General features: G+C 69.2%; 20 protein-coding genes. 12 read left to right on the plus strand and 8 right to left on the minus strand.

All coding sequences use genetic code 11. The features are described 5' to 3' along the window. The first annotated feature begins 174 nt into the window (after window positions 1–174). Both ABZ717_RS07270 and ABZ717_RS07275 read left to right on the plus strand, forming a co-directional pair. A complete protein-coding gene (locus ABZ717_RS07270; protein ID WP_358506881.1) occupies window positions 175–999 on the plus strand; it encodes an exodeoxyribonuclease III in 825 nt (274 codons plus the stop codon). Window positions 1,000–1,007: 8 nt separating this feature from the next. Continuing rightward, window positions 1,008–1,913, plus strand: a complete 906-nt coding sequence (locus ABZ717_RS07275; RefSeq protein WP_358506883.1) for a ribokinase — start codon at window positions 1,008–1,010, stop codon at window positions 1,911–1,913. A 71-nt stretch (window positions 1,914–1,984) separates the two neighbouring features. Here the strand turns inward: ABZ717_RS07275 and ABZ717_RS07280 are convergent, their stop codons facing one another. Then, the gene (locus ABZ717_RS07280) at window positions 1,985–2,587 is read right to left on the minus strand and encodes a YceI family protein (protein ID WP_358506885.1); all 603 of its coding nucleotides are present in this window, start codon (window positions 2,585–2,587) and stop codon (window positions 1,985–1,987) included. 287 nt (window positions 2,588–2,874) lie between these two features. After that, a complete protein-coding gene (argS, locus tag ABZ717_RS07285) occupies window positions 2,875–4,620 on the minus strand; it encodes an arginine--tRNA ligase (RefSeq protein ID WP_358506887.1) in 1,746 nt (581 codons plus the stop codon). 110 nt (window positions 4,621–4,730) lie between these two features. Between argS and ABZ717_RS07290 the strand changes: the two genes are divergently transcribed. Continuing rightward, a complete protein-coding gene (locus ABZ717_RS07290) occupies window positions 4,731–5,171 on the plus strand; it encodes a protein-tyrosine phosphatase family protein (protein WP_358506889.1) in 441 nt (146 codons plus the stop codon). Window positions 5,172–5,196: 25 nt separating this feature from the next. On the opposite strand, the gene plsX is transcribed toward ABZ717_RS07290, so the two are convergent. Continuing rightward, the gene (gene plsX, locus ABZ717_RS07295) at window positions 5,197–6,270 is read right to left on the minus strand and encodes a phosphate acyltransferase PlsX (protein ID WP_358506891.1); all 1,074 of its coding nucleotides are present in this window, start codon (window positions 6,268–6,270) and stop codon (window positions 5,197–5,199) included. Window positions 6,271–6,577: 307 nt separating this feature from the next. Between plsX and ABZ717_RS07300 the strand changes: the two genes are divergently transcribed. Beyond that, a complete protein-coding gene (locus tag ABZ717_RS07300) occupies window positions 6,578–7,939 on the plus strand; it encodes a lysine 2,3-aminomutase (RefSeq protein ID WP_358506893.1) in 1,362 nt (453 codons plus the stop codon). Between the two features lie 292 nt (window positions 7,940–8,231). Here ABZ717_RS07300 and ABZ717_RS07305 read toward each other — a convergent pair whose 3' ends face one another. Next, entirely contained in the window at window positions 8,232–8,465 is a 234-nt protein-coding gene (locus tag ABZ717_RS07305) for a DUF397 domain-containing protein (RefSeq protein WP_358506895.1), read from the minus strand. A 375-nt stretch (window positions 8,466–8,840) separates the two neighbouring features. Beyond that, window positions 8,841–9,767 carry a helix-turn-helix transcriptional regulator gene (locus ABZ717_RS07310; RefSeq protein WP_358506897.1) on the minus strand — a complete coding sequence of 309 codons (927 nt, stop codon included), beginning with the start codon at window positions 9,765–9,767 and terminating at the stop codon, window positions 8,841–8,843. A 286-nt stretch (window positions 9,768–10,053) separates the two neighbouring features. Between ABZ717_RS07310 and ABZ717_RS07315 the strand changes: the two genes are divergently transcribed. After that, window positions 10,054–10,584 carry an ATP-binding protein gene (locus ABZ717_RS07315; protein ID WP_358506898.1) on the plus strand — a complete coding sequence of 177 codons (531 nt, stop codon included), beginning with the start codon at window positions 10,054–10,056 and terminating at the stop codon, window positions 10,582–10,584. Between the two features lie 175 nt (window positions 10,585–10,759). Continuing rightward, window positions 10,760–11,119 (plus strand): STAS domain-containing protein, encoded by a 360-nt coding sequence (locus tag ABZ717_RS07320; protein ID WP_358506900.1) that lies wholly within the window; start codon window positions 10,760–10,762, stop codon window positions 11,117–11,119. Window positions 11,120–11,192: 73 nt separating this feature from the next. Here the strand turns inward: ABZ717_RS07320 and glmS are convergent, their stop codons facing one another. Beyond that, window positions 11,193–13,046 carry a glutamine--fructose-6-phosphate transaminase (isomerizing) gene (gene glmS / locus ABZ717_RS07325; RefSeq protein WP_358506902.1) on the minus strand — a complete coding sequence of 618 codons (1,854 nt, stop codon included), beginning with the start codon at window positions 13,044–13,046 and terminating at the stop codon, window positions 11,193–11,195. 333 nt (window positions 13,047–13,379) lie between these two features. Between glmS and coaA the strand changes: the two genes are divergently transcribed. From coaA to ABZ717_RS07340, 3 genes are all read left to right on the plus strand, one after another. Beyond that, window positions 13,380–14,285 carry a type I pantothenate kinase gene (gene coaA / locus ABZ717_RS07330; protein ID WP_358507052.1) on the plus strand — a complete coding sequence of 302 codons (906 nt, stop codon included), beginning with the start codon at window positions 13,380–13,382 and terminating at the stop codon, window positions 14,283–14,285. Window positions 14,286–14,483: 198 nt separating this feature from the next. After that, complete coding sequence (locus tag ABZ717_RS07335) at window positions 14,484–16,643, plus strand: AAA family ATPase (RefSeq protein ID WP_358506904.1); 2,160 nt, start codon at window positions 14,484–14,486, stop codon at window positions 16,641–16,643. Window positions 16,644–16,763: 120 nt separating this feature from the next. Further along, on the plus strand, window positions 16,764–18,419 hold the full coding sequence (locus tag ABZ717_RS07340; protein WP_358507054.1) for a hypothetical protein: 1,656 nt from the start codon (window positions 16,764–16,766) through the stop codon (window positions 18,417–18,419). A 7-nt stretch (window positions 18,420–18,426) separates the two neighbouring features. Here the strand turns inward: ABZ717_RS07340 and ABZ717_RS07345 are convergent, their stop codons facing one another. Then, window positions 18,427–19,155 (minus strand): DUF998 domain-containing protein, encoded by a 729-nt coding sequence (locus ABZ717_RS07345; protein WP_358506905.1) that lies wholly within the window; start codon window positions 19,153–19,155, stop codon window positions 18,427–18,429. A gap of 232 nt (window positions 19,156–19,387) precedes the next feature. Here ABZ717_RS07345 and ABZ717_RS07350 point away from each other — a divergent pair, with 232 nt between their 5' ends. Both ABZ717_RS07350 and ABZ717_RS07355 read left to right on the plus strand, forming a co-directional pair. Next, window positions 19,388–20,290, plus strand: coding sequence for a universal stress protein (locus tag ABZ717_RS07350; protein WP_358506907.1), 903 nt, complete (start codon window positions 19,388–19,390; stop codon window positions 20,288–20,290). A 349-nt stretch (window positions 20,291–20,639) separates the two neighbouring features. Next, entirely contained in the window at window positions 20,640–22,448 is a 1,809-nt protein-coding gene (locus ABZ717_RS07355; RefSeq protein WP_358507056.1) for a phosphoenolpyruvate carboxykinase (GTP), read from the plus strand. A gap of 94 nt (window positions 22,449–22,542) precedes the next feature. On the opposite strand, the gene ABZ717_RS07360 is transcribed toward ABZ717_RS07355, so the two are convergent. After that, window positions 22,543–23,085, minus strand: coding sequence for a hypothetical protein (locus tag ABZ717_RS07360; RefSeq protein ID WP_358506909.1), 543 nt, complete (start codon window positions 23,083–23,085; stop codon window positions 22,543–22,545). A 199-nt stretch (window positions 23,086–23,284) separates the two neighbouring features. Here ABZ717_RS07360 and ABZ717_RS07365 point away from each other — a divergent pair, with 199 nt between their 5' ends. After that, a complete protein-coding gene (locus ABZ717_RS07365; protein ID WP_358506911.1) occupies window positions 23,285–24,058 on the plus strand; it encodes a hypothetical protein in 774 nt (257 codons plus the stop codon). Window positions 24,059–24,062 lie beyond the last annotated feature (4 nt).

Here is a 24,062-nt window from a genome sequence, read left to right on the forward strand (position 1 = left end):
GCACAATGCGAACCGTAGGGAAGACTCGGCCGTCCAAGGAAGCGCGACGGAAAACAACCGAGCATGTGCCGGGAGTCGCACGACCCCGGTGCGGAGGACGGCCGCACCGGGGTTTCCTCATGTCAGGGGCCTGCCCGGGGCCGGGACGTCGGCGGGATGACTTAGCCTTCTGCTGTGCGTATCGCGACATGGAATGTGAACAGTGCCCGGGCCAGGGCCGAGCGGATCGGTGACTGGTTGGACCGCAGCGACGTCGACGTCGTCGCCATCCAGGAGACCAAGGCCCGCGATGACCAGTTCCCGGCGTCGGTCTTCACCGACCGCGGCTACGAGGTCGCCCATCACGGCCTCTCCCAGTGGAACGGGGTCGCGATCGCCTCGCGGGTGGGTCTCGACGACGTCCGGATCGGCTTCCCCGGCCAGCCCGGCTTCGGCGACCCCGAGGAACGCGAGGCCCGCGCCATCGCCGCCACCTGCAGTGGCGTCCAGGTGTGGAGCCTGTACGTGCCCAACGGGCGCGAGATCGGCCACCCCCACTACGACTACAAGCTGCGCTGGTTGGAGGCCCTGCGTCAGGCCGGCACCGCCCGCCTGGCCGAGGACCCCCAGGCGCAGATCGCCTACGTGGGCGACTTCAACATCGCCCCCCAGGACGACGACGTGTGGGACATCGCCGCCTTCGAGGGGCTCACCCACGTCACCGAACCCGAGCGCGCCGCCTTCACCGGGCTGGTCGAGGGCGGATTCGAGGAGGTCGTGCGCGAGTACACGCCGGGCCCGGGCGTGTACACCTACTGGGACTACAAGGGGCTGGCGTTCCCCAAGCGCAGGGGCATGCGCATCGACTTCGTGCTCGCCTCGCCGGCGCTCAAGGCCCGGGTGACCGGCGCGAGCATCGACCGCGAGGAACGCAAGGGCAAGGGCGCCTCGGACCACGCGCCCGTCATCGTGGCGTTGGACGGGGCCGACAGTCGGCCCGTCGACCGGGAGAAGAAGTGAGCGACGACGTGAATTCCAGAGTGCCCCGCCTGGCGGTCTTCGGCAGCGTCAACATGGACCTGGTCGCCTACGTGGGACGGATGCCGGGCGGTGGCGAGACCGTCACCGGGACCGACTTCCGTCAGGTTCCCGGTGGCAAGGGCGCCAACCAGGCCGTGGCCGCGGCGCGGGCGGGTGCTCGGGTGGCCTTCCTCGGCGCCGTCGGTGAGGACACCTTCGGGTCGGAGTTGCGCGCCAACCTGGAGGCGGAGGGGATCGACGTCAAGGGACTGCGCACCGTGCCGGGCGTCTCCGGCATCGCCCACATCGTGGTGGAGGGGGACGGCGGCAACCGCATCATCGTGGTCCCCGGTGCCAACGGTGAGGTCTCCGGGGTACCGGAGTCCGACCGCGGGCTGCTGGAGGGCGTCGACGCGCTGCTGCTCCAGTTGGAGTTGCCCATGGAGGCCGTGGTGGCCGGGGCGCGGATGGGTCGTGAGACGGGTGTGCCGGTCTACCTGACCCCCGCGCCCGCGCGTGAGCTCCCCGACGAGCTCCTGGCCGACGTGGACGTGCTGGTCCCCAACCAGCACGAGGCGGCGGCGATCACCGGACACGACGAACCGGTCGCCGCGCTGGCCGCGCTGCTGGAGCGTGTTCCGGAGGTGTTGCTGACCCTGGGTTCGGCCGGGTCGCTGTACGGGCGTCGCGGTGAGGAGCCGGTGGCGGTCCCGGCGCGGCGGGTGAAGGCGGTGGACACCACCGCCGCGGGTGACACCTTCTGCGGGTCCTTCGCGGTGGCCCGGGCCGAGGGGCGTTCTCCGCGAGAGGCGATGGAGTTCGCCGCGACCGCGGCCGCGATCTCCGTGGGACGGCACGGAGCGAGCTCATCGATGGCCACGCGCGATGAGGTGGAGGCCCTGCTCAAGGGCTGAACCGAGGACGCGAGCGTCGCTCTGTCGGGCGCACGACTTGAGGGCCCGGGTGGGTACGGCACCCGGACGGTTCAGGGCGTGTGCCCGATCTGCTTGAGGAAGGGCGCGGGGTCCTGGTTCTGGACGCGGACCTCCAGCACGACGTCGACCAGGTCGCCGACCATCCGGCCGCCCCAGGGGAGCGGGCCGCCGTCTCCCACGCCGAACTCGGACAGGTGCAGCTGGGTGGTGGCGGAGAAGAAGTGTCCGTAGGTGTCGTTCGGGGACACGTAGTCGGGTGCCTCACCGACCCATTCCGCGGCCAGGCTGACGGGACGTGAGCGGCCGTGCAGTTCCAGGTCTCCGTGGACCCGGAAGGAGTTCTGCCGGCGGCTGGGCTCCAAGGAGGTCGAGGTGAAGCGCAGCTTCGGGTGGTTCGTGACGTCCAGGAAGTCGGCCGAGCGCAGGTGGTCGTCCCGGGCCCGCACCCCGGTGTTGACGCTGGCAGTGGCGATCTCCACCTCGACGGAGGAGAGGGTGGGGTTATCGGTCACGTGCAGCTGACCGTACGCGTCGCCGAAGGTTCCCTGAACCCGACCGAAGCGCAGGTAGTGGGCGACGAAGATCAGGCTCGAGTGCAGTGGATCCAGGTACCAGGTACCCGGACCGGGGCCGAAGCCCGCGGCGGCTGTCATAGACGATATCTCCCGCTTGTCTGGTATGGGGCTTTTGTCCACATACTGTAAGTGTGATGTTCCACCGCAACGTGGGGTTCCGGTTCGAGTCACCACGAGAGATTCGACTCGCTCTGTCCGGGAAGTCCCCGAAAGCGACCATGACCAGCGACATCGAACCCCCTGGGAGGGGCTCTCGGACGGTCGGTCCAGGGCGGCCCCGCCCGGTTCCGGCCACCGCGGGACGGGAGGGGTCGGAGAACGAGAAAGGGCCGGGGCGTTCACCCCGGCCCTTCGTCCACTCGCGACTACATGTACTCGGGGGACTCCACACCGAGCAGGTCCAGGCCACGCACCAGCACCCGCAGCGCCACCGCGACCAGGGCCAGTCGCGACTCGCGCTCGGCGTCGGTCGCGGCGGTCAGCACCGGGCAGTGCTCATAGAACGCCGTGAGCGTCTGAGCCAGCTCGAACAGGTACGAGGACAGACGGTGCGGCTGTAGCAGGTCGCCGGTCTGTTCCACCACAGGGCCGAAGCCCAGCAGCTTCAGTGCCAGATCGCGCTCGGCGCTCTCGGACACGGTGATCCGACCCTCGATCCCGGCCGGGTCCACCTCGCCCTTACGGAAGATCGAACGGATCCGCGCCTGCGCGTACTGCAGGTACGGGCCGGTGTTGCCGGTCAGCGCCAGCATCCGGTCGAAGTCGAACACGTACTCGGTGTCGTGCGAGACCGACAGGTCCGCGTACTTCACCGCGCCGATGCCGACCTTGCGGGCGATCTCGGCCCGGCTCTCCTCGTCCAGGTCGGGGCGGGTCTCGGCGACCACGGCTGCGGCCCGGTCGACCGCCTCGTCCAGCAGTTGCATGAGCCGGACCGGTTGGCCGCTGCGGGTACGCAGGATCTTGCCGTCCGCCCCCAGCACGTTGCCGATCTGCACGTGCGTGGTCTCCACGTCCTCCGGCAGCCACCCGGCCTTGCGGGCGGTGGACCACACCATCTTGAAGTGCATGGCCTGCGGAGCGCCCACCACGTACAGGACGCGGTCGGCCTTGAGGTCGTCCACCCGGTAACGGATGGTCGCCAGGTCCGTGGTGGCGTAGCCGTAGCCGCCGTCGCTCTTGCGGATGATCAGGGGCACCGGCTTGTCCTCGCGGCCGGTGAAGCCGTCCAGGAACACGCACAGGGCGCCGTCGCTGACCTCGGCGATGCCCTTGGACTCCAGCTCCGCGCACACGTCGGCGAGCATGTCGTTGTAGCTGCTCTCACCGGCCAGATCGTCGTCGGTGAGGGTCACGCCGAGCCGGGCGTACACCTTGTTGAAGTAGACCTTGGAGAGGCCCACCAGCTTGCGCCACAACCGCAGCGTCTCCTCGTCGCCGCCCTGGAGGGCGACCACCCGACGGCGGGCGCGCGCGGCGAAGTCGCCGTGGTCCTCGCCGGAGGAGTCGAACTTGGTGCGGGCCGCCTGGTAGAAGGCGTTGGGGTCGGTGGTGAGCAGGTCGGACTCGGGGGAGTCCTCCCCGACCTCCAGCAGGTGCTCGATGAGCATGCCGAAGGGGGTGCCCCAGTCGCCGATGTGGTTCTGCCGGATGACGTTGTGACCCAGGAACTCCAGGGTGCGGGCCAAGGAGTCGCCCACGACCGTGGTGCGCAGGTGCCCGACGTGCATCTCCTTGGCCACGTTGGGCGCGGAGTAGTCGAGCGGGATGTTCTTCCGCTCCTGAAGGGGCACGCCGACGCGGTCGTCGTCGAGGAGCAGGCGCGCCTGGTCGGCGATCCAGTCCTCGCGAAGCGTGAGGTTGATGAAGCCCGGGCCGCTGACCTCGACGTCACGGCAGACGTCGGAGACGTCCAGGTGCTCCATGATCGCCGCGGAGACCTCGCGGGGCTTTCGGCCCAGACGCTTTGCGAGCGCGAGTGCGGCGTTCGCCTGGTAGTCAGCGAACTGGGACGGGCGGATGACGGGGTCGGTGTCGGCGAACTCGGGACCGAAGGCGGCGCCGAGGGCGGACTGGACCCGTCGCGAGAGTACTTCCTGCGGGTCGGCCATGGCTCCAAGCCTACCGACCGGCCACACCCGTCCCTACTGTTATGGCCCAGGCCACATCCAGGACTTTCGGGGGCTGTGCGGAACCCCGACCCCTCCCTAGGCTTGAAGACATGAGAGACAGGAACCAACTGTGGGATCCGGCCTCCCCCGGAGTCATGCGACTGCCCTCCGGACGCCTGGTGCGCGGTCGCGGACTCGCCCTGCCGCTGCCGGCCGGCCCGCGCCCGGAGTTCGCGGTGTACCTGCTCGACCATGAACCGCCCACGGTCCAGTGGGTGGCCAGGTGGGTGCGCTGGGAGGACTTCGGGCTACCCACGGACGACACGGACACCCTGGAGCGCCTGCGGGAGGCGCTGGAGCGTTCGGGGGAGCAGCGGGTGGAACTGGCCTGTCTCGGCGGCCGGGGACGTACGGGGACGGCGCTGGCCTGTCTGACGGTCCTCGACGGCGTGCCCGCGAAGGACGCGGTGGGTTACGTGCGCGAGCACTACTCGACGCTCGCCGTGGAGACCACCGAACAGGAGGAGTACGTCCGCGGCCTCGCCGTGTAGTTCTGCGCCCTCGGCGGGGGGCCGATCAGCGTTCGTCCTGTGGGCGCCGGTGGAGCCAGACCGGTGAACGGTGGTGCACCCGTCGGCGTATCCGCTCGTCCATCCGCCCGCCCGCCAGGTCGTTGGCGAGCCGACAGGCGTGGGCCACGCTCGTGCGGTTGCTGTCGCCGTGGGCGATCACCACCGTGCCGTTCAGGCCGAGCAGGGCGGCGCCCCCGTAGGTCTCGCTGTCGAAGCGCTCGCGCAGTCGGCGCAACGCGCCTCGTTGCAGCACGGCCCCGGCCTTGGCGATGGTGGAGGAGGTGATCGCCTCCTTCATGGCGTTGAGGGTGAACCCGGCGGTCCCCTCGACGGTCTTGAGCGCCACGTTGCCGGTGTGCCCGTCGGTGACCACCACGTCCACCTTCCCGGTGAGCAGGTCGTGGCCCTCGACGTTGCCCTGGAAATCCAGGTCCGGAACCTCGGCCAGCAGCTCCACCGTGCGGCGGACCAGCTTGTTGCCCTTCCCCGGTTCGGAACCGATGGTCAGCATGCCCACCCGCGGGTTCTCGACGCCGAACGCCGTCTGCGCGTACGCGCAACCCAGGTGCGCGAACTGCACGAGCATCTCCGGCTTGGCGTCGGCGTTGGCGCCGGCGTCCACCAGGATCGTGGGCGTGGGCAGGGTGGGAAGGGTCACCGCCAGCGCGGGTCGTAGGACCCCCGGTCGGGTGCGCAGGCGGACGGTGGAGGTGGCCACGATCCCTCCGGTGGAACCCGCCGAGACCAGGGCGTCGGCGTCGCCGCGTCGGATGAGTCGGCAGGCGACGGCGGCGCTGGACCGGGGGCGCCGCCAGCTGGCCAGGGCGCCCTCGTCCATCGCGATGCTGTCCTCGGCGTGTACGACCGGGATGTCGCGCAGGGCGCCCTCCTCGGCGAGCATCGCCGCGATCTCGGTGCGTCGGCCCACCAGAAGCACGCGAAGGCCCAGGTCGCGGACGGCCGTCACGGCCCCGCGCACGATCTCTCGGGGTGCGTTGTCGCCACCCATGGCGTCCACCGCGATGATCGGCGGTGACGTTCGCGGAGCGGGGGATTCCGCGTCGGGTGTGCCACTCATCGTCGGTTGGTTCCTCACAGTCCGGGGATGCTACCGCGTCACCCTCGTCACGCCTTTATCGGGCGCGTTCGTACACTCATGCGAGGATACTTCCAGAATGTCCAGGTCAGGGCTGGATTTAACGTGGGGTGGGTACAAGACCCCCTGCGGGGGTATATCCGCTCGCCGGCTCCCCTGCTCGGAACACTCCGTGCACGGGAGACAACCGAATTTTCATCCAGAGGTGGTCCACCGGTACCCGTAATGCCGGAGCCACCCGCTCAGGGCTGCCTTCCGGGCACCCTGCCTACCGCAGGAGAGGAGAGGCGTGAGCGTTACGCCTGACGCGGCACAGTCCCCGTCCGCCGGACGTCGGTTTCGTGCCTACACGACGAAACACCTCGACGAGTTCACGGCGCGAGCCGGTCTCTCGACCGATGAGCGGCTCGCGGTCAAGGCGGTGGCACACGTGCTGCCGTTCCGCGTCAACAGCTACGTCATCGACGAGCTCATCGATTGGGACGCCGCTCCAGACGATCCGATCTACCGACTGGTCTTCCCCCAGTCGGACATGCTTCCGAAAGAGGACGTCGCCCGCATCGCCGACCTGCTGAGCGCCGGTGCCGGGCGAAAGGAGCTCAACGAGGCCGCCAACCAGGTCCGCGCCAAGCTCAACCCGCACCCCGCCGGACAGATGGACCTCAACGTGCCCACCATGGGCAACGAGGAGCCCATCCCCGGCATTCAGCACAAGTACAAGGAGACGGTGCTCTTCTTCCCGAAGCAGGGGCAGACGTGCCACGCGTACTGCACCTACTGCTTCCGTTGGGCACAGTTCGTCGGTGACGCCGACCTGAAGTTCGCGTCGGGCGAGATCGACCAGATGGTCGAGTACGTGCGTTCGCACCCCGAGGTCACCAGCGTCCTGTTCACCGGTGGCGACCCGATGATCATGGGCGAGGGGGTCATCTCCCGCTACATCGAGCCGCTGCTGGAGATCGAGCACCTCGAAGCGATCCGGATCGGTACGAAGGCCCTGGCCTACTGGCCGCAGCGCTTCACCACCGACCCGGACGCCGACGACACGCTGCGCCTGTTCGAGAAGGTCGTCGCCTCGGGCAAGAACCTCGCGTTCATGGCGCACTTCTCGCACCCGAACGAGATGCGTCCGGAGCTCGTGCAGGAGGCCGTGCGCCGCATCCGCGCGACCGGCGCCGTCATCCGCACGCAGGCTCCGCTGATCCGCACGATCAACGACGACTCCGCCACCTGGGAGAGCATGTGGCGGACGCACGTGCGGCACGGCATGGTGCCCTATTACATGTTCGTGGAGCGTGACACCGGCCCGCAGGACTACTTCGCGGTGCCGCTGGCCGAGGCCTACGACATCTTCCGTGGTGCCTACCAGAAGGTCTCGGGTCTGGCCCGGACGGTCCGTGGACCGTCCATGTCGGCGACCCCGGGCAAGGTGTGCGTGGACGGGGTGACGGAGATCGCGGGAGAGAAGGTCTTCGTCCTCCACTTCATCCAGGCGCGCGACCCGGAGCTGGTCGGCAAGCCGTTCTTCGCCCAGTACGACGAGAACGCGGCCTGGTTGTTCGACCTCAAGCCCGCCCTGGGCGCCACCCACCTGCCGTGGGAACAGGCCCCGGTCGGCGCCAACGGTCTGGTCGACCCCACTCGCATCTGACACGGAGCGTCGGACGCGTGAGGTTCAAGCGGTCCCGTCGGCCCATCCCTTGGGGCGGGCGGGACCGGGCGAGGTCGGCGGTCCCTTACCGCCGAACGTGCCACGCACCGGAACGACCTCCGATGAACAGACGGAGCCCGGCACCTGGTTTGGGGCCGGGCTCCGCTCGTGTGTACGTCGTGGACGGATGTCGGTCCGCGTGGCACGGGAGTGGACCACGCGGACCTCGACGTACACACGTTCCCGGGCTGGCTCTTCGTGGGGGGGTGGGGTGCCCGGGGTGGGGCGAGGGTCAGCTCAAGAGGGCGTCGAAGTCACCGGTCTTGGCGCCTCGAACGAAGGCCTTGATCTCCTCGGGGGTGTAGACGAGGGCGGGACCCTCGGGATCTCGGGAGTTCCGTACGGCGATGTCGCCGTCGGGGAGGGTGGCGACCTCTACGCAGTTCCCGTCCGGGTTGCTCCAGCTGCTCTTGGTCCAATCGACCCGTAGCCGGTCCGCGGGAACGCCGTTGTAGATCGGATACATCCTCAACCTCCTGGAACTTCGGGGGACTCGCGGGTGGTCCACAGGCGGCTCCAGCGCGCCGCACTCATCGGATCGGGCCGCCACGGTCCCGCCGATCGGGTCGGCCGCGCCACCGGATGGTCCTGATGTCCCCTTGCGAGGCCAAAGCGTAGTGCATGCACGTGCATCCGTGATTGCATCGGCAAGCACTCATGGGTCCGCGCGTAGAACCCCGGTGGAGGAACCGCATGTCAGGCCTAACGCGTGACGGGCGCCGATGGTTCGCCGTTTTCGGATCGTTCTTCACTCGTGGCCGAAGTAGGACACGCGGGGAAAGGACGAAGCCCCGGGCGTGAGACGACCGGGGCGGGTGGGGAAACGGGGGGAAGGTGGTGGTCAGTCGCCGTAGCGCTCCAGGAAGCCTTTGAGGATGCCCTCGGTCTGCGCCGGCAGCGGGGCCTGGGTGGCGAGGTGGTCCATGGTCTGGGCGTAGCCGCTCGTGTCGTCGTACTTGTCGAAGTACAGCGCGCTGTTCAACTGTTCCAGATACACCACGTCGGGCAGTTGCGGCGTGGGGAAGCGCATGATGCTGAACGGGCCGCCCGCCGCGGGGTGACCGCCCATGTCGAACGTGGCGATCTGGATGGTGATGTTGGGTCGCCGGGCCATCTCGATGAGGTGTTCGATCTGCTCGCGCATCACCTTCGAGTCGCCGTAGGGCCGGTGCAGGACCGCCTCGTCGATCACCGCCCACAGCCGCGGGGCGGGGATCTCCGCGTCGGGTCCGTCGGACAGACGACGCTGCCGATGCATGCGCATCTTCACGCGACTGTTCACGTCGTCGTCGGAGGTGGCCGTGCGGGAGAGGCGGATGACGGAGCGCGCGTACCCCTCGGTCTGCAGCAGTCCGGGGACGAACTGCACCTCGAAGGTACGGATCACCGACGCGGCCTCCTCCAAACCGACGTAGACCCCGAACCAGTGGGGCAGCACGTCACCGTACTTGTGCCACCACCCCTGGGCGTTGGCGCTGGAGATCAGCCCCAGGAGGGCCTCGCGCTGCTCACGCTCGTCCACTCCGTAGAGCTTCAGCAGGTCGTCGACGTCACGACGCTTGAAACTGACCTGACCGAGCTCCATTCGGCTGATCTTGGCGTGGGACGCGCGGATGGCGTATCCGGCGTCGTGCCGGGAAATGTCCTTCTCCTGGCGCAGCCGTCTGAGCTGGGTGCCCAACAGAATGCGCAGCACTGTGGGCCCACCACTGGAATTGGCCAGGAAATCCTGTGTGGCCTGGTGGTTCTCGACGGGATCGGCTACCACTTCGCCTCCCTAGGAGTGGTATTGGCGCGAGCGACCGCTCAGTATACCGATGCTGTTCTCGCCTCGACAGGTCTCGACGTGGATTCGGAGTGGGACCAAGGTCCCGTTCTACGAATCAACGGCGATGAGGGTGAATTCTTCGCCAGGCCCCTACCAATAAGGCCGAAGCTTCCTATAGGGTTGCCGAACGTTGATCTGCACGTGCATCTGTGTCTTACGTCTGTAAGCGACATACAGGACACTGCGGAAGCGGACTCGCGAACCGACATCACCCGTGAGGACAGTGATGAACGCAGAGCTGATGCCCTCGGAGCTGCAGACCAGGGCATCCTGGGGCCACCCGGCACTACCGCGGGGTCGGTGGGACGTCGGGCTCGGCGACCTGAGGATCGGACAGGGCACGCTCGGGCTGGGCGCGGCCGCGCACGCCTACGCCGCGGTGCCCACCTCGGTCGGCGCGGCCCGACGATTCGCCGTCAAGTGCCTGAACGAGTGGGGGATGTCCGAGGTCACCGAGAACCTCTGCCTGATCGTCTCCGAACTCGTCGGCAACTCCTGTCGCCACGCCGTCTCCGGACGCGTCCCCGAGGACACCCGTGTCCTCCTCCAACTCCGACCACTGCCCTCCGTCGACGCCGTGGTCTGCATGGTCGCCGACCCCGAGGCGCGAGGGCCGATGCGGGTCTCCGCGCACCAATTCGCCGAATCCGGCCGGGGCCTCGGCCTCGTCGCCGCTTTCGCGCGTGAATGGGGATGGAATCCCATCACCGGACACGGAAAGGTCGTCTGGGCGGAGTGCGGCCCGGACCCCTTCTGACCTCGAAAGGCATCATCGGGCATCTCCCTGGCCCACTCCGGAACGGAAAAAGCGGAAGGGAACGCGGGAGAGCGGTTACGACTCCTCTGGGCGAGTAGGCTGTCAACGCATGTCGGTATTCGACCGGCAGCGATAGACGAACAACCCCACAGACCCCGAACCGTGGGAGTGAGGCGTGGCCGTACTGGACCCCGACCGTGAGCACTTCCCCTGCGATGGCACGACCATCGTGCGCTTGGATGGCGAGATCGACATCGCCACCGCCGAGGAGGCCTACTCCCGGTTGAGCGCCGCCGTCCTGGAGGCGTGCGCGATCGTCGACCTGTCCGACGTCGGCTTCATCGACGCCTCCGGGGTCAACGTCCTCATCGGAGCGGCCCGACTGGCCTCCGGCCGTCAGCGGCACCTGCTGATCGCGGGCGCCCCCCGGCAGCTCCATCGGATCCTCGACGTACTCGAACTGCGCTCCGTGCTGCCGACCCACCCGGATACCCTGGCGGCCCGCGCCACCCACGCCGCATGGGCGGCCCACTGAGCGGTACCCGAAAGGGACGGGGCGTGCCGCCCGGGGGAACACCCCCGTTCGACACGCCCCGCGAGGGACGTTCCTACTCCACGGTCACGCTCTTGGCGAGATTGCGCGGCTGGTCGACGTCGTTGCCCTTGGCCAGGGCCAGCTCACAGGCGAACACCTGCATGGGGATCGTCGAGACGATCGGCTGCAGCAGGGTCGGCACCGCGGGGATCTCGATGAGCACGTCCGAGTACGGTCGGACCGACTCGTCGCCCTCCTCGGCGATCACGATGGTGCGGGCGCCACGGGCGCGCACCTCCTGGATGTTCGACACGATCTTGTCGTGCAGCACGCTGCGGCCCTTGGGGGAGGGGACCACCACGACGACCGGCAGGCCCTCCTCGATCAACGCGATCGGGCCGTGCTTGAGCTCACCGGCGGCGAACGCCTCGGCGTGCATGTACGCCAATTCCTTGAGCTTGAGAGCACCCTCCATCGCCACGGGGTAGCCCACGTGGCGGCCCAGGAACAGGACCGTGTCCGCGTCCGCCAGCGAGTGGGCCAGCTCACGGACCGGCTGGATCGTGTCCAGGACCTTCTCGATCTGCTCGGGCATCGTGGCGAGCTGGGCGATGACGGCGTTGATCTCGTCGCCGAACTTCATCCCGCGGACCTGCGCCAGGTAGAGACCGACCAGGTAGCAGGCGGCCAGCTGGGTGAGGAAGGTCTTGGTGGCGGCCACCCCGACCTCCGGACCGGCGTGTGTGTACAGCACACCGTCGGATTCGCGCGGGATGGTGGACCCGTTGACGTTGCAGATCGCCAGGACCTTGGCGCGCTGCTCCCGGGCGTAACGGACCGCCATCAGGGTGTCCATGCTCTCGCCGGACTGGGAGATGGCGATGACCAGGGTCTGCTGGTCCAGGATCGGGTCGCGGTAGCGGAACTCGCTGGCGACCTCCACCTCGCAGGGGATCCGGCACCAGTGCTCGACGGCGTACTTGGCGATCAGACCCGCGTGGTAGGAGGTACCGCAGGCGATGATGACGATCTTCTCGACGCCGCGCAGGTCGGCGGGGCTCAGACGCATCTCGTCCAGAGTGAGCTGGCCGTCGACGGTCACCCGGCCCAGGAGGGTGTCGGCCACCGCGCGCGGCTGCTCGACGATCTCCTTGAGCATGAAGTAGTCGTAGCCGTCCTTCTCGGCGGCGGAGGCGTCCCAGTCCACGTGGTACTCGTTGACGTCCACGGGGACGCCGTCGTAGTCGGTGACGACCACGGAGTCGGCGCGCAGTTCCACGACCTGGTCCTGGCCCAGTTCCACGGCCTCGCGGGTGTGGGCGATGAACGCCGCCACGTCGCTGGCCAGGAAGTTCTCGCCCTCGCCACGGCCGACGACCAGCGGGGAGTTGCGGCGGGCCGCGACGACCAGGTCGGGGTCGTCGGTGGAGACCGCGACCAGGGTGAAGGCGCCCTCCAGACGCTTGCAGACGTCGCGCATGGCGCCGGCCAGGTCACCGTCGCCCCGGCTCGCCAGCGTGGTGCTGAGCAGGTGGGAGGCGACCTCGGTGTCGGTCTCGGACAGGAACTTGCAGCCCTGCTCCTCCAGCTCCAGCCGGAGGGTGGCGAAGTTCTCGATGATGCCGTTGTGGACGATCGCGACCCGGTTGTCGTTGTCGACGTGGGGGTGGGCGTTCACGTCGTTGGGGGCACCATGGGTGGCCCAACGGGTGTGCCCGATCCCGGCGCCGTCCCCGGAGATGGGTCGCTCTTCAAGGGCCTGACGCAGGTTGGCGAGCTTACCGGCTCGCTTGTCCGTGTGCAGGGCGCCCTCGCCCAGCACGGCGACACCCGCGGAGTCATATCCGCGGTACTCCAACCTCGCGAGGCCGTTCACAACGACCTCAAGCGCCGGTTGCGGCCCGACGTAGCCAACGATTCCGCACATGGCCGCCAGCGTAAGTGAAAAGGTGGGCTGGTTCGACCAGTGAGAGGTCCATACCACTCACTGTTTTCGCAGGTCTCGGTATAGACCATTTGGTGTATGCGGAGTGGATCGCGCAGGTGGGGGGACTGGTCTGGTCCACGAGTGGAACCGGTTCCACTCCGTCCGGATCAGGACAAAAAACCTTCGGAGTCGGCGTGGTGAACGTGTGGTTTCGGGAACGATCGCGCACCAGGTCGGCCAATGAGGGGGCCGGCCGCCCGGGACGGCGGAGCGGCTGCTCTAGGGTGGTCAACCGTGTCTCACGTGACGAAGAACGGCTTCTCCTCACCGTACGTGGAGTTGGACCGCCCGGCCTGGGCCGCGCTCCGCGCCTCCACGCCCCTGTCCCTGACCGAAGCCGACCTCAACGAGCTTCGCGGGACCAACGACCCCACCTCCCTTGAGGAGGTGCGCGACATCTACCTGCCCCTGTCCAGGTTGCTCAACCTGTACGTCGGCGCCACCCAGCAGCGGCACGCGGCGGTGCGCGCGTTCCTCGGCGAGTCCGATCGCCCGGCCCCGTTCATCATCGGGGTCGCCGGCAGCGTCGCCGTGGGCAAGTCCACCACCGCGCGGCTCTTGCGCTCCCTGCTCGCCCAGTGGCCCAACCATCCCGACGTCGAACTGGTCAGCACCGACAACTTCCTGTACCCCAACGCCGTCCTTCAGTCCCGCGGACTCATGCGGCGCAAGGGGTTCCCGGAGAGCTACGACCGGCGCGCCCTGGTCAGGTTCGTCTCGGAGATGAAGGCCGGTGCCGAGCGCCTCGACATTCCGGTGTACTCCCACCTGCACTACGACGTGGTGCCCGACGAACGCCAGACGGTTCACCGGCCCGACATCCTCATCGTGGAGGGCATCAACGTCCTGCAGCCCGCCACCGCCGGACGCCTGGCCGTCGCCGACTTCTTCGACTACTCCATCTACGTCGACGCCAAGGTGGAGAACGTCCGCAACTGGTACCTGGACCGGTTCCGGGAACTGCGCCGGACCGCCTTCTCCGACCCGCGTTCCTACTTCCACCACATGGCCACCACCATCGGCGAGGACGAGGCCGTGGATTTCGCGGCCAACACCTGGCGCACCGTCAACGAGGTCAACCTCCTGGAGAACATCCGCCCGACCCGTGGCCGCGCCACGCTCGTGCTGTTCAAAGGCGAGGATCACCGCGTCAGCCGGGTCCGCCTGCGTAAGACCTGAGGGACGAAACCGGCCAAAGGCTGCACAAAAGGGCGGGGTTCGCCCGTTCGGGTAGATTGGATCGTTCGGTCTCGCGACCCCACGGGGTCGTCTGTGCGCGCTCAATGGATCGGAACGAACCGGACCTCATCGGTGACCGGGGCGGGACCCCGCGCACGCGCGAAGCCGCGTCCTGTCCCGCCGACCAGAGGTCCGCCCATGACCACAGCCGATCCCACGACCATGCCTCCCGAGTCCGAACCCGATCCCGAACTCGCATCCGAACGCCGTCATCTCGCGGCGGCCCGCGCCGCCCTGAACCGCATGCGCGAGCACGTCGACGCCACCGAGCTGCTCTTCGGTGACGTGGTCAAGGACAAGGTCACCGACGCCGCCCTGCGCCGCGGCCGTGAGCGTCGACTCGCGGAGCTGACCGACATCCCCGACGCGCCCCTGTACTTCGGACGCCTGGACTTCGACCACGGCACCGTCTTCCTGGAGGAGGACGAAGAGGGCGGGTCCGGACCCCGGGCCGCCGACGAGCCCGACCGGATCCACATCGGCCGACGCCACGTGTACGACGCCGACGGCCGCCCCATGGTCCTGGACTGGCGCGCGCCCATCAGCATCGCCTACTACCGGGCCTCGCCCGCGGACCGGATGCTGGTGCGCATCCGGCGCCGCTACGGGTTCACCACCACGCCCGACGCCGACGGTGAGCCCCGGACGCTCCTCACCGCCTTCGAGGACGAGGACCTCCTGGCCGACCCGGACGCACCGGCCCCCGCCAGTGAGCTCCTCACCACGGAGATCGAACGGCCGCGCACCGGACCCATGCGCGACATCGTCGCCACCATCCAGCCCGAGCAGGACGATCTGGTCCGAGCACCGCTGGAGACCACCCTGTGCGTCCAGGGCGCTCCCGGCACCGGCAAGACCGTCGTGGGCCTGCACCGCATCGCCTACCTGCTCTACACCGAGCGCGCACGGCTCTCCCGCACCGGGGTGGCGATCATCGGGCCCAACCGCTCCTTCCTGTCCTACATCCGCGACGTCCTGCCCGCCCTCGGCGAGGTGGACGTCCACCAGACCACCGTCGTCGACCTGCTCACCCGGGACCTGCCCGAACGGGCCAGGCACGCCCAGGGATGGATCCGCCGGATGGAGACCCCGGATGCCGCGCGGGTCAAGGGTTCCGCGGTCATGGCCGAGGTGCTCCGGCGCGACCTGTGGGCGAACCTGCGCGAACCGGAGGAGACGGTGATGGTGCGCGAGGGCTCGCGCCGGTGGCGGCTGTACCCGGAGGACGTGCGCCCGCTCGTCACCGAACTGGCCGAACGCGGGGTGGCCTACGGTTCGGGGCGTGAACTGCTCTCGCACCGCATGGCGCACGTGATCCTCACCCGAATGGAGGCCGAGGGCCGGACCTGTGACGACCGCACCCACACACGGGTACGCAGGGACCCGGCGATCCGTACGGCGGTCACCGCGCTGTGGCCCAAGGTCGACCCACTGAAGATGGTGCTGGGGCTGTTCACCGACCCCGAACGCCTGGCCCGCGCGGCGGAGGGCCTGCTCACCGCCGAGGAACAGGCCCTGCTGCGGCTGCCGGGCAACCCGCGCGGCCCCAAGTCCGCGAAGTGGTCGGAAGAGGACCTGGCGCTGGTGGACGAGGCGGCGGCGCTGATCGAACGCCCTTCCGGGATGGGGCACGTCGTGGTGGACGAGGCCCAGGACCTGAGCCCGATGCAGTGCCGGGCGATCGCGCGACGCAGTGGTTCCGGGTCGCTCACGGTCCTCGGGGACATCGCCCAGGGCACGAGCCCCTCGGCCGCGCGAAACTGGTCGACGCTCCTGGAACACCTGGGAAAGCCCACCGGCCACCTGCACGTGCTGGACCGTGGCTACCGGGTGCCCGCGCAGATCATCGACTTCGCCGCCCGACTGCTGCCCACCATCGCCCCGGGGCTGGGGGTTCCGTCCGCGGTGCGCCGGTCGCCGGGGGCGCTGCGTCTCTCCCCGGCCGTGGGCGACCCGGCCCCCACGGTGGCGAAGGCCTGCCGCGCCGCGCTCAAGGGTGAGGGGTCGGTGGGCCTGATCGCCGCCGACCACCAGATCGCCGAACTGAGGTCGGCCCTGGCCGCCGAAGGGGTGGAGGCGCCCTTGTTGGGCGAGGCCGGTCTGGACGACGCGCGACTGATCGCGGTTCCGGCGAGCCTGGCCAAGGGCCTGGAGTTCGACGCCGTGGTGGTGGTCGAGCCCGCCGCGATCGTCGAGGCCGAGGAACGGGGAGCCAACCGCCTGTACGTGGTCCTGACCCGAGCGGTGAGTTCGCTGCACGTGGTCCACGGCCGTGCCCTGCCACCCGAACTCACCTGAATTCGGACACGCGTCCGGCCGCGAGGGGACCTTCGACCGGAAATGGTCGGCCCGGGCGAAACCTCGCCGCCACTTTCCACGTCCGACAGGGGCGAGGACACGTGTGAAGGGGGAGCGGTGATGCGGGGAGTCGTCCTCGACGATCTCAGGTATCCGGAGGGGACGGGGGACCCGGCCCTGGACCGACGGCTGTGGCGGGCGTTGGAACAGGCCGGGGCCGATGAACCGGAACGCGCCGGCGAGGATCTGCGCGAACTGCACCGGGAACTCGGCGAGCGGCTGGGCGCCGACCATCCCGACACCCTGTCCGTTCGGGTCCACGCGGCGCTGTGCCTGGAACGGAGGGGCGACCCGGTGGGGGCCGCCGTCGACCTCAGCGGACTATGGGGAGAACTGTCCGTGAGCGTCGGCCCCCTGCATCCCCACATGCTCGCCCTGCAGGCCGAGATCGCCCGGCTGTGGGGAGAATCCGACCTCGTCGACCTGGCGGCCGATGGCTATGGCCGCCTCGTGGACCTGCTCGAACAGGCCCGTGGCGTCGACGACCCCGACTCCCTCGCCGCCCGGGAACGGCAGGCCTGGTGGACCGGGAAGACCGGACAACCGGAAAAGGCCGCGCTCGCCTACGCCGACCTGCTGGACCGACAGCGCCGCGCTCTGGGCCCCAACCACGCCGACGTCCTGGAGAGCCGTGGGGAACTGGTGCGCTGGTACTCCGCCGCCGGCGACCGGGCGAGGGCGGCACGGGTCTGCGCGGACCAGGTCGCCGCCCGAGAGCGCGTCCAAGGCCTCTCCCACCCCGACACCCTCGCCGCCCTCCTCCAGTCGACGCGACTGCACTCGGAGGCCGGGGATCCGGCCGGCGCGGCGCGGGCCTGCGCCGCGCTACTCCGTGCCCGGCTGACGACGAAGCCGCTCCGAGACCGTGAGGTCCTCAACACCCGTCGGATGCTCGCCCATCACCGGGTCGAGGCCGGGGACCTGCTGCGGGCCGAACACGACTACGAGGAGCTCCTTCCGGACCTGGAATCCTCCCTGCCGTCGGACCACCGCATCACCCTGCTGGCCCGGTTCGGCCGTGCCCGCCTGCTGTTCCTGTTGGGCGAGACCGACCTGACCAGGACCGAACTGGCCCAGACCCTCCCCGGCCTGCGGCGGGTGTTGGGGGAGGACCACGAGGACGTACTGGACGCGTGGTTCCTGCTGGCTGCCTCCATGGTCACCACGGGCGAATCGGAGGAGGCGCTCATCGAGGCCGAGGCGCTTCTGCCGCGGCTACGCGACCGGTACGGTCCGCGCCACCACACGACCCTGTTCGCTCGGGCGCATGTCCTGGAGGGACGCGGCGACCCGGCCGCACTCGATGTCTACGGGGAACTGCGTGCCGAGTGGGAGCGAGCCCTGGGCCCCACCCACCCCAACACCCTGCTCGTCCGGCTCCGGCTGGCCACCGAGGGCGACCTGTCCGAGGAGGTCGAGCGGCGCGCGCTCACCGCCCTGTTCGAGGAGTTCCGCACGGCGTTGGGACCGACCCACGGGCTGACCGTCATGTTCCGGGCGCTGCTCATCACCCTGGAGGAGGACGAGGTCACGTCCCTGTCCGAGTTGGGCGAGCTTTACCGGCGGTGCGTGGAGAACCTGGGGACCGACGCCCCCGGCACCCGGGCCGCGTTGGAGGCCTACACCGAGTGGCTGGGGCACGTCGTAGGTCGGGAGAGCGGCCTGGAAGGCCCCGACACCCCCGAGGTTCCGGAGGGTGTCGGGCGGCAGGCGTGACGGCGGGTCAGCTCAGCCGCTCGGGCGCGCGGACCCGGTCGCCACGTCGCTTCCAATGGCCGGGGACCAACCCCACGGCCAGCAGCCACAGGGCGACCGTCACCAGGTGGAGGCGTTCCGCCATCCCCAACGCGACCCCCGGGGAGCCGTCCCCGGACGAGAGGTACACGCCGGCGGCGAGCACCAGGACGACCACGGCGGCCACCGCCTGCGCGGCGGTGATCAGCGCCAACACGATCCAGGAGCGTTCGCCCGCCACGTGCCGGTCCCTGGTGAGCGCGGCCGAGGCCACCAACGCCGCGAGGGTCGCTACCACGGCCAGCGGCGGTTGGAGGACGCTCACGCCGCCCATCCCCTCCACCACGGACTCCACCGCGCACGCCGCGTCGGTGGACAGCACACACCGCCCGGGCAGCAGGGACGAGATCAGGGACGTGACGCCGAACACGACCATGGACCACCACGAGATCGTCAGCCACCGGCGCGGTCGCTCGGCGCCCAGTGCCAGCCCGAGGCCGGCTGCGAGCACGACCAGGATCGCGGCGGTCCGATGGGCGCTGTCCAACATCCGCCCGAATGTGGAGTCGGGGTCGGCCAACGCGCCGGTGTCGGAGCCGAGCCCGACAGGAAAGACGACCTCCAGTGCCCACATGCTGTAGACCACGGCGGCCACCACCGCGGCCACACGGCCGTCACGGTGGTCCCAGTGCAGGTGTCCGGTGTTCGAGTGGGACATCGCGTTCCCCATCCGCCGATGACTCGCTTATGTCTCTCGGACGCGACCTGACGTCCGCGCGTTCCGTTCCTGCGGGGACACTGGTCGTCCTGGGACCTTACGTCACCCAACTCGCGGCGGCACTGTTATCCGCGGGTGCGTGTTCAGGCGTCATCATCGGGAAGAGCATGGAAACACCGGCGGGGGACGAAGTTCCCATGGCCGCCGATACCTACGGAAAGGGCGCACGCAGATGAACGGCGCTACCACGACACGATGGATCGTCGTGGGGGTGGACGGCAGCGACTCCAGCAGGCACGCGTTGGAATGGTCGGCGCACCAGGCCATGCTTCGTGGTCTGGGCGTGTTGATCGTCGCCGCCGCGCGCCCGCTGGCCACGGACGGTTTCGACGTGTGGTCGAGCGTCGAGGAACAGGCTCGGGCGACGGAGGGCTCGGGGGCACGAACTCTGCTCGACCACGCGCAGGACTGGGTGTCACGGCTGTTCCCCGAACTGTCCGTGCGTACCCGGATGTCGTTCGACCGGCCCGCCCAGGCCCTGATCACGGAGTCCCACGAACCGGGGGTGGCGGCGGTCGTGGTGGGCTCGCGCGGACTGAGCGGGATCGCCGCGGCGTTCGTGGGGTCGGTGGGCATCGAACTGGCCGCTCGTTCACCTGTGCCGGTCATAGTGCTGCCCCGGGACCACGCCGCCGCGCACGGGGTGCGCAGCCGGGTCATCGTGGGGGTGGACGGTTCCGAGCCAAGCCGTCGGGCGTTGAAGTTCGCCTTCGACCAGGCGGAGTTCGCCGACGCCGACCTGGTGGCGGTCAGCGCCTGGCAGCCGTTGGTGGCGTTCGCCGCCGCGACCGGACCCATCCCGCCGGAACTGTTCGACGACGCGACGGCCGCGGAGGCCGCCAGGCAGGCCCTGGACGAGGAACTGATGGACCTGCGGTTGGCGCGGTCCAACGTCCGGGTGCGCACACGGGTGGTCCGCGCGCACCCGGTGGTGGCCCTTCTCGAAGAGGCCACCCCCGCCGACCTGATCGTGGTGGGCTCGCGCGGCCGCGGCGGGTTCCGCGGCCTGCTGCTGGGCTCGGTGAGCCACTCGGTCCTGCACGGCGCCCGGGGCCCGGTGGCCATACTTCGTTGATCTGCGAAGACCCGACAGTGGTCTAGGCGGTGTTTTTTCGGGCCTCCGCCGGCGCTTCGGCCCAGGGTCGGCGACCCCCGTGTGACGAACAGCACGGTGTGTCGTCGTGGATACGCCTCCGGCCCGCAGTGCAGGGAAAAGCGGCCCCGAGTCGTGCCGGGGCGAGCCCGTCGAGCGCGTGTGGGCGCACCGTGGTCGAGTGCCCGAATCCCTTGCCATGCAGCGGAATCCGATATCTCGCGCGGCCATTATTAGACCACTGGCCTAGACCAATTGGTCAGTTCTGCTCCTCGTCGTTCATCATTCGAGAGATCTCGTCATTCGAAGAGGAGCCGTTGTGACTGCTGACGTGGGTATTGACGTGGGCACCGCCCTGACCGACAACGAAGAACTCATCTCCTGGGTTCGTGACGTCGCGGAGCTGACCAGGCCGGACGAGGTCGTGTGGTGTGACGGCTCCGAGGAGGAATGGACCCGCCTCACCGACCTACTGGTCGAGCAGGGCACGTTCACCCGCCTCAACTCCGAGAAACGGCCCAACAGCTTCTACTGCAAGTCCGACCCGAGCGACGTCGCCCGAGTGGAGGACCGCACCTTCATCTGCTCCGAGCGCGAAGAGGACGCGGGCCCCACCAACAACTGGATCGCCCCGGACGAGATGCGCGACACCTTCGGCGAGGTCTTCAAGGGCGCCATGCGCGGCCGCACCATGTACGTGGTGCCCTTCTGCATGGGTCCCCTCGGCGGTGACATCTCCCAGCTCGGCGTCGAGATCACCGACTCCCCCTACGTCGTCGTCTCCATGCGCATCATGGCCCGCATGGGCACCGCCGCCCTGCGCCTCATCGAGGAGCGCGGCGAGTTCGTCAAGGCCATCCACTCCGTCGGCGCCCCGCTGGAGCTCGGACAGCAGGACGTCGCCTGGCCCTGCAACACCACCAAGTACATCTCGCACTTCCCCGAGACCCGTGAGATCTGGTCCTACGGCTCCGGCTACGGCGGCAACGCCCTGCTCGGCAAGAAGTGCTACGCGCTGCGCATCGCCTCGGTCATGGCCCGTGACCAGGGCTGGCTCGCCGAGCACATGCTGATCCTCAAGGTGACCTCGCCGCGGGGCGAGTCCCACTACGTCGCCGCCGCCTTCCCGAGCGCCTGCGGCAAGACCAACCTCGCCATGCTCCAGCCGACCATCCCCGGCTGGAAGGTCGAGACCGTCGGTGACGACATCGCCTGGATGCGCTTCGGCGCCGACGGACGGCTGCGCGCCATCAACCCCGAGGCCGGCTTCTTCGGCGTCGCGCCCGGCACCGGCGCCAAGACCAACGCCAACGCGGTCGAGACACTGTGGGGCAACAGCATCTTCACCAACGTCGCCCTCACCGAGGACGGCGACGTGTGGTGGGAGGGCCTCACCGAGGAGCCCCCGGCCGGCCTGACCGACTGGAAGGGTCGTCCCTGGACCCCCGAGTCCGGTGAGCCCGCCGCCCACCCCAACTCCCGCTTCACCACCCCGGCCGGGCAGGCCCCGACGATCGCCGACGAGTGGGAGGACCCCGCGGGTGTGCCGATCTCGGCCATCCTGTTCGGTGGCCGTCGCGCCACCGCGGTGCCGCTGGTGAGCGAGTCCCTCAGCTGGCAGCACGGCGTCTACCTCGGCGCCAACGTCTCCTCCGAGAAGACCGCCGCCCAGGAGGGCTCCGTCGGTGAGCTGCGTCGCGACCCGTTCGCGATGCTGCCGTTCTGCGGCTACAACATGGGCGACTACTTCGCCCACTGGCTGAAGATCGGTGCCGGCGCCGACCAGGCCGCGCTGCCCAAGATCTTCTACGTCAACTGGTTCAAGAAGGACGCCGACGGCAAGATCGTCTGGCCGGGCTTCGGTGAGAACAGCCGCGTCATCAAGTGGATCGTCGACCGGCTCGAAGGCGAGGCCGAGGCCGTGGAGACCCCGATCGGTCTGGTGCCGACCGCCGACGGCATCGACACCGAGGGGCTGGACATCTCCGACGAGGACATGAGGTTCGTCCTCGACGTCGACACCGACGTCTGGAAGCAGGAGGCCGCGCTGGTCCCCGAGTTCTTCAAGACCTTCGGTGACAACCTCCCCAACGAGCTCTGGGACGAGTACCACGCGCTGGTGAACCGCCTGGAAGGGTGACCATCCAGGTCGTCCCCTCCCTTTCCGCGCATCGGGGGTCGACCGACTGCGAGGGGGCGCGGGCACGACGGTGCCCGCGCCCCCTCGTCGTGGGTCAGCGACAGGAGACGTGGCCGGTGCGGAACGTCGTGTCCTGCTCAGAGACGTGCATCCGTCCCTGGACGTTGCCGATCGAGGCGATGCCGGTGGTGAAGGACGCGGACCGGCCCGCGGAGATCACCTGGGGCCCGCCCTTGCGTTCCAGCCGACCGATCTGGCCGACGCGCAGCTCCACGGTGATCCGGCTTCCGGAGGCCTTGGAGTAGCTCACCCTCGCGGTGGTGCAGTCGGTGGTCCGGATGGTGAGGGTCCCGTGGGTGAGCGCGGCCGAGTCGGCGGCCAGGGTGCCGACCTCGTCGGGATTCTCCACGGTGTCGGCGTACTCGGGGTTCTCGGCCAGGAAGGTCTCCAGGCTCTCCACATCATCACCGACCTCGTAGAAGCCATCGTCGGTGATGATGACCTCCACGGAGGAGCGCTGCGCGCGATCGTCCTCGGCGACCGCGGCGGAAGGGGCGAGGAGGACCGAGGCGGTGGTCACGGCGGCGAGCGCGGTGAGTCGGGACAAGGGTCCACGGGGGGAGAGGAGGGTGGGCACGGGTGGTCCTTCCGAGGACGCTGGAGTGGGGAGAGCGGCGCTGAGAACGTACCAACCGGTACGTCGGGGTCCAAGGGGCGAGGTCTCGGCGGACGGGGCGGGGGACAAATGCGGGCGTTCATCCGTTCCGGGGGCGGGGCCGGTCGGGGCGTGTTAACGATGACCAGTCGATACCCGTTTCTCCTGCTGGGAGCCCCGATTGTCCACCCTGCTGCTGCTTGCCGCCCTCTTGATCGTCATGGTCGCCGGCGCCGTACTGATCTCCCGACGCCTCCAGGTCGACGATGAGTTCTCCGGCGGTGCCCTGGGCGCCACCATCGCTCCCTGCGTGCTCGCCCTCTACCTCGTGGCCGCCGCCATGGGCGCGGTGATCGCCTGGGAGAACTTCACCACCGCGGAGGACGGGATCGTCGCCGAGGCCGGCGCGGCGCAATCCTTGTACTGGAGCACCACCGCCCTGCCCGAGGACGAGGCCACCGTGGTTCGCGAGAACCTTCGCGCCTACCTGACGACCGTGGTCGAGGACGATTGGCCGCGCATGGTGGCCGAGGGGGAACTCAGCACCGAGGGGGACGAGGCGATGGCCGAACTGACCACGTCGGTGCGCACGCTCTCGGCGTCCGACTCCGGTGACGGTCTCGACCGATTGACCGCGCGCCAGGAACTCGGCAACCTCAGCGACGCGCGCGTGGCCAGGTCCGACACCGCCGGGGACGACATTCCGACGCTGTTGCTGGTGCTGACCGCCGCGTCCGGCGCGGTGGTCGCGGTGATGCCGTTCGCGATGATCAAGCGCGGTGCCCGGGTGGCCTACCTGTGGGCCGCCGTCAACCTGCTGTTCGTGTTCGCCACCATCGCGCTGCTCTTCTACATCGGTGATCCCTACGCGTCGGCGTTGAAGGCCGACGCCGAGGGGTTGACGGCGGTGCTGGCCACCTTCGAACGCGTCGACTCGACGATCGTCACGCCCTGACCTC

The sequence above is a fragment of the Nocardiopsis sp. NPDC006832 genome (assembly GCF_040635885.1).
Lineage (GTDB): Bacteria > Actinomycetota > Actinomycetes > Streptosporangiales > Streptosporangiaceae > Nocardiopsis.

What these genes read in the sequence shown, in the direction of transcription:
- ABZ717_RS07280 (WP_358506885.1), bottom strand. Translation starts at nt 2,587, where the DNA reads ATGACAGCCGCCGCGGGCTTCGGCCCCGGTCCGGGTACCTGGTACCTG.
- ABZ717_RS07350 (WP_358506907.1), top strand. Translation starts at nt 19,388, where the DNA reads ATGAACGGCGCTACCACGACACGATGGATCGTCGTGGGGGTGGACGGC.
- ABZ717_RS07315 (WP_358506898.1), top strand. Translation starts at nt 10,054, where the DNA reads ATGAACGCAGAGCTGATGCCCTCGGAGCTGCAGACCAGGGCATCCTGG.
- ABZ717_RS07335 (WP_358506904.1), top strand. Translation starts at nt 14,484, where the DNA reads ATGACCACAGCCGATCCCACGACCATGCCTCCCGAGTCCGAACCCGAT.
- plsX (WP_358506891.1), bottom strand. Translation starts at nt 6,270, where the DNA reads ATGAGTGGCACACCCGACGCGGAATCCCCCGCTCCGCGAACGTCACCG.
- ABZ717_RS07290 (WP_358506889.1), top strand. Translation starts at nt 4,731, where the DNA reads ATGAGAGACAGGAACCAACTGTGGGATCCGGCCTCCCCCGGAGTCATG.
- ABZ717_RS07305 (WP_358506895.1), bottom strand. Translation starts at nt 8,465, where the DNA reads ATGTATCCGATCTACAACGGCGTTCCCGCGGACCGGCTACGGGTCGAT.
- ABZ717_RS07345 (WP_358506905.1), bottom strand. Translation starts at nt 19,155, where the DNA reads ATGTCCCACTCGAACACCGGACACCTGCACTGGGACCACCGTGACGGC.
- argS (WP_358506887.1), bottom strand. Translation starts at nt 4,620, where the DNA reads ATGGCCGACCCGCAGGAAGTACTCTCGCGACGGGTCCAGTCCGCCCTC.
- glmS (WP_358506902.1), bottom strand. Translation starts at nt 13,046, where the DNA reads ATGTGCGGAATCGTTGGCTACGTCGGGCCGCAACCGGCGCTTGAGGTC.
- ABZ717_RS07340 (WP_358507054.1), top strand. Translation starts at nt 16,764, where the DNA reads ATGCGGGGAGTCGTCCTCGACGATCTCAGGTATCCGGAGGGGACGGGG.